The 3767-nt window shown below is 52.5% G+C and carries 3 protein-coding genes; 2 read left to right on the top strand and 1 reads right to left on the bottom strand.

Annotated elements, in window-relative coordinates:
- Positions 1-430: 430 nt before the first annotated feature.
- Positions 431-1201: an RES family NAD+ phosphorylase gene (locus HMPREF2605_RS00070; protein WP_070846603.1), complete on the top strand. Its 771-nt coding sequence runs from the start codon at positions 431-433 to the stop codon at positions 1199-1201.
- A 233-nt stretch (positions 1202-1434) separates the two neighbouring features.
- Positions 1435-1977 (top strand): hypothetical protein, encoded by a 543-nt coding sequence (locus HMPREF2605_RS00065; protein ID WP_070846602.1) that lies wholly within the window; start codon positions 1435-1437, stop codon positions 1975-1977.
- Between the two features lie 284 nt (positions 1978-2261).
- Here the strand turns inward: HMPREF2605_RS00065 and HMPREF2605_RS00060 are convergent, their stop codons facing one another.
- Positions 2262-3143 (bottom strand): hypothetical protein, encoded by an 882-nt coding sequence (locus HMPREF2605_RS00060; protein ID WP_141762252.1) that lies wholly within the window; start codon positions 3141-3143, stop codon positions 2262-2264.
- Positions 3144-3767 lie beyond the last annotated feature (624 nt).

The raw sequence follows: 3767 nt of genomic DNA, 5'->3' as shown, positions 1-3767 counted from the left end.
CTTGGGGTATTTCTTGGGGTATTTCTTGGGCCACCATTTGGTGTTTCCCAGAACTTTATTGCAGTGCTTTCTTCCCTTTTGAGAGTCACGACCTAAATGAATTCATTGACCATTGGTCGAAGGGGCAGCTAAGGGAATCTATCCTTGTCGTTTCTGCTTGCCAGTCACCATTCTTATCCATCTAGAGATGCAGTCAGGTCCTTGTTCTCAACCCATAAAGCTTCAGGTATCCAATCTGAAAGAATGACTGGAATTTCACCCACTTTTAATCCAATGGCGAAAATTCAAGGGTCAATGACAAATTGATGACGAACGACAGCATCACATTGAGTATATAAAGGTAAAATAATTAATGTCCGTAAAAAGCGACCGTCCTAATTACATGTATACGACGGCTTATACGGCTCTACGGGGCCAGAAAGAACATTTTATGATTACATGCGGAAACCACACCGAGCCACTAGTCGTTCCACCGAGTGCGGGTGCCTCGCTGAGCCAGTACAAATGCGTACTGGTGGGGCCCGGCACTGACTTCCCGGTGCTCCATAGGATGCACAGCACCTATGATTCTGACGGTACGACGTTGCGCAATCCACTTTTTTATTCGTCTGCGTGGACTCCCGAGGATGCTGGCTATGATGACTACGCTGGCGGACGGTATAACCTGCCGGGCTCTAAGGGGCAGGGCACATGTAACACCGGCGCTTCGCCTGTGGCGGCTATCCGAGAGCTACTCGACACTTATGCCAAGGAAGAATTCGCGCCCAGCTCTCTCCTGGAGGGTGTGAAGGTATCCACACTACGACTCAAGCGTCGACTGCGCCTGCTGGATGTGCGCACAGACGGTCCTGGCTACTGCGCTAAATGTATGAGTGATGTGCGACATAGGGATTGGGGGTACCGGATGACCCAGGCGTGGGCTGAGGCTGCCCGCGAGCTTGGGTTTGACGGCATTATCTCCACCTCAACCCTAGAGGACACCGTGAATGTTTACATTTTTGGTCCTGCAGGCATCTATGAGGGCGACTTTGAGGTCGAGGAATCTCGCGACGCGCTTGTCGTATATCGCGAGTGCCAGGCTCAGGGTATGGGCCTGCCTGCACTCTTCGAGGAAACTGAGGAGCTTGAAGAGGTGCAGGGTACGCCTAGCCTCGTCAGCGATTTTAGTGATGCCCTACACGCTACTATGCCTCTGACCTAGAGGCGTTGCCTTACGGCGTAATCATCCCCTCATCCTTACCCTTTCCCTGAGATTGAAGGGGGAAGGGTAAGGATGAGGGCCCCTCCCCACAACTACATATGACAGCCTTGCTTTACAGTTAGGCTTTACATTGTTTATTGTGGGAGTGGGATGCTTCGGTACGGTGCCCGCCCCTTGCTCAGGAAGGCTCCGCACCAAATTGAAGCACTCAAACGAAAGGTATTTATAAAATTATGGAAAAAAATGATTTCCTGAATTACACCCTCGGACCAGCTCAAGAGCTGATCGAATCGCTCATCGCTGACGAGGCCATCGACACTACCGAAAGTAGTGCGCACGCCCTGTCCTTCGCCATCCGAGTGGCCATCCAAAAGCACGCTAAGACCTATAAGGAGCCCCAGACCGCACTATCTATCATCGGTGACCTGCACACCACCGCAGCCATCTGCCAGTACCTCGGTGGTATCACCCGACAGGCACTTAATGACCGCATCAACAACAACTCGATTCTGCGTCTTAAAGACGGTAAAGGTCGTAACGGCTACCCCGCGTTCCAGTTCGCCAACGGGGCAGTTGACCCGTCCATCCAAAAGATTATCCAGACTCTCCTGAACGGAGGGTTCAATGAATGGGAAACTGCTCTATGGTTGCGTAGCCGGTCACTTATGTACGACGGCCTCTCAGCACTGGACTACATGAAGCAGTCCCCAGAGCACTACGACGAGGTCCTCGAACATGCACGCAGTAACGTCAACGCTCGCCACGCGAATTTGTAATTTTCGACAGAATCGATCCCTAAAAATTCATCTGCTCGTCCCTGTGCCATCCGCATCATCAAGGACATAGGTACAGGGCAGGGGCCACAACAATAAAAAGGGGGCTGCTGGACTCATGATGTATATGTAGAGTCCAGCAGCCCCTCCTCTTCTACCCTCTGAGCGCTCGCCAACTGGCGGCAAGCCCAGGTGTAGCCCCCCCCCCGAAGCAAGCACAAGCGGTGACAGCCCCCTTCACCGTCAGCATGCACCAACAAAATGGGGGGTGAGAAAAAGTACCTTACTTATGGAGCAGGAAACCCCTGACGCCTATGGTATTCGGCAATGCACTGATCTAGTAGGCGCTGATGCTCCTGCTTATAAATCGCCTCTCGGGCTTGCTCCGCTGACAACGTTGGGTAGCGGTGAAAATCTCGGCCTGTCACCTTATACTCAGCGGTAATTCCCTCGTATGAGGCAGACACTACGAAACGCATCTGGCGGCGCTTATTATTATCGTGCACCAGCCCGCGGTATTTCGAGTCCTCAGAGTCCAGGAAGTCGCCAACGTCAAAGAAGGACTTATTACCCTTCTGCACGGTGGACGCTCGATACCACGGGGTGTTGCCTCCCAGAAGACGATTCACCTCAAGGTGCCGCTTGAAACGCGCCGCCGAATTATCTGACCTACGGCCTTTTTCAGGCACCATACCCTTAGTCTGATAGTCATACAGATAATCGTCTTTGCCAAGCTGCTGAGCCAAATCATCCACGTGAATGATGGAAGCATACGGTGCAGATTCCTCCTGCTGCCCGTGAGCGATGGCAGCAATTTCCTGTTCCGCATCTACCATCGGTAAGCTACCGGGCAAGCTACCACCGTAAATCAGCTGATCCGCTTGAGCCCGCAGATAAGTATTCGCTTCAACGTTAAGCGCAACGCTGTCACAAGAGTCCAGCGATACGGGAATAATCGCGTGCACGTGGTAGGGATACCCTTTCCGCTTCCCTCTTCTGATGGCTTGCTGAGCCGCCTTCTGAGTGACCCCAGATTGATGACACTCGACCACTGCCCAGGTTCCCCAGCAGCTAACACCGTCAAGACCATGAAGGTGCTTTGCCACATTTTCAGCAACCTTGAACGCGATTTTTACCTCCCCGTCAGTCAGCCGGGGGATGGTCAGCATCAGGCTATACGGACCTTTAGCTCGCACCACTCGAGTGACCGCCGCTGATAACTTCGGTTGCGTCTGTTTGATACATTTGGGGCGGGTACAGCTGAGCACACTACACCGAAACGTCTTTGTCTTGGGCAGGACACTGCCATCAACCCACCAGGCTCCTAGCAAGCCACGGTCTTTAAGGCCTTTGAGGTCTTTGGTCGGGATGTACACGTTCACATTGTGCCCATCCTGCTTCCAGTGCTTGAGTACAGCCCCGCAATGCTCATACCTAATGATGGGCCGACTCCCTACCGGGATAGCATCAGCGCTCATGTGGGAAGAGCTTGGGTCCTCTTCCATGTAATCCAGCGTCTCAGATGGCGCCACTGGTGTCTTGGATAGGTTGTACTGAGCGTCTATGGTCTCATCCTCTCGAAATAGTGAATTATAAACGTACGCAACAATCATACGTATCGTATCGTTTGATGCACCTTCAGATACAACGATTTACCTATACATATAGCAACTGTTTATCTTGCCGTTACCTTCCTTTCAGGAAACATCCAGGTTCCACAACGACCGCACTACCTTCACCCCACTCCTACACCTCAGCACAAGTGCCCACAAAGAGCAGCCCCCCCCCCCCCC

It is taken from the genome of Rothia sp. HMSC065C03, from assembly GCF_001837295.1.
Lineage (GTDB): Bacteria > Actinomycetota > Actinomycetes > Actinomycetales > Micrococcaceae > Rothia.
The sequence above is the reverse complement of the archived record's forward strand: the minus strand, read 5'-3'. Positions and strand labels throughout refer to the sequence as shown.

Excerpts from the sequence above, each read along its gene's own strand:
- HMPREF2605_RS00070 (WP_070846603.1), top strand. The coding sequence starts at position 431 with ATGATTACATGCGGAAACCACACCGAGCCACTAGTCGTTCCACCGAGT.
- HMPREF2605_RS00065 (WP_070846602.1), top strand. The coding sequence starts at position 1,435 with ATGGAAAAAAATGATTTCCTGAATTACACCCTCGGACCAGCTCAAGAG.
- HMPREF2605_RS00060 (WP_141762252.1), bottom strand. The coding sequence starts at position 3,143 with ATGCTGACCATCCCCCGGCTGACTGACGGGGAGGTAAAAATCGCGTTC.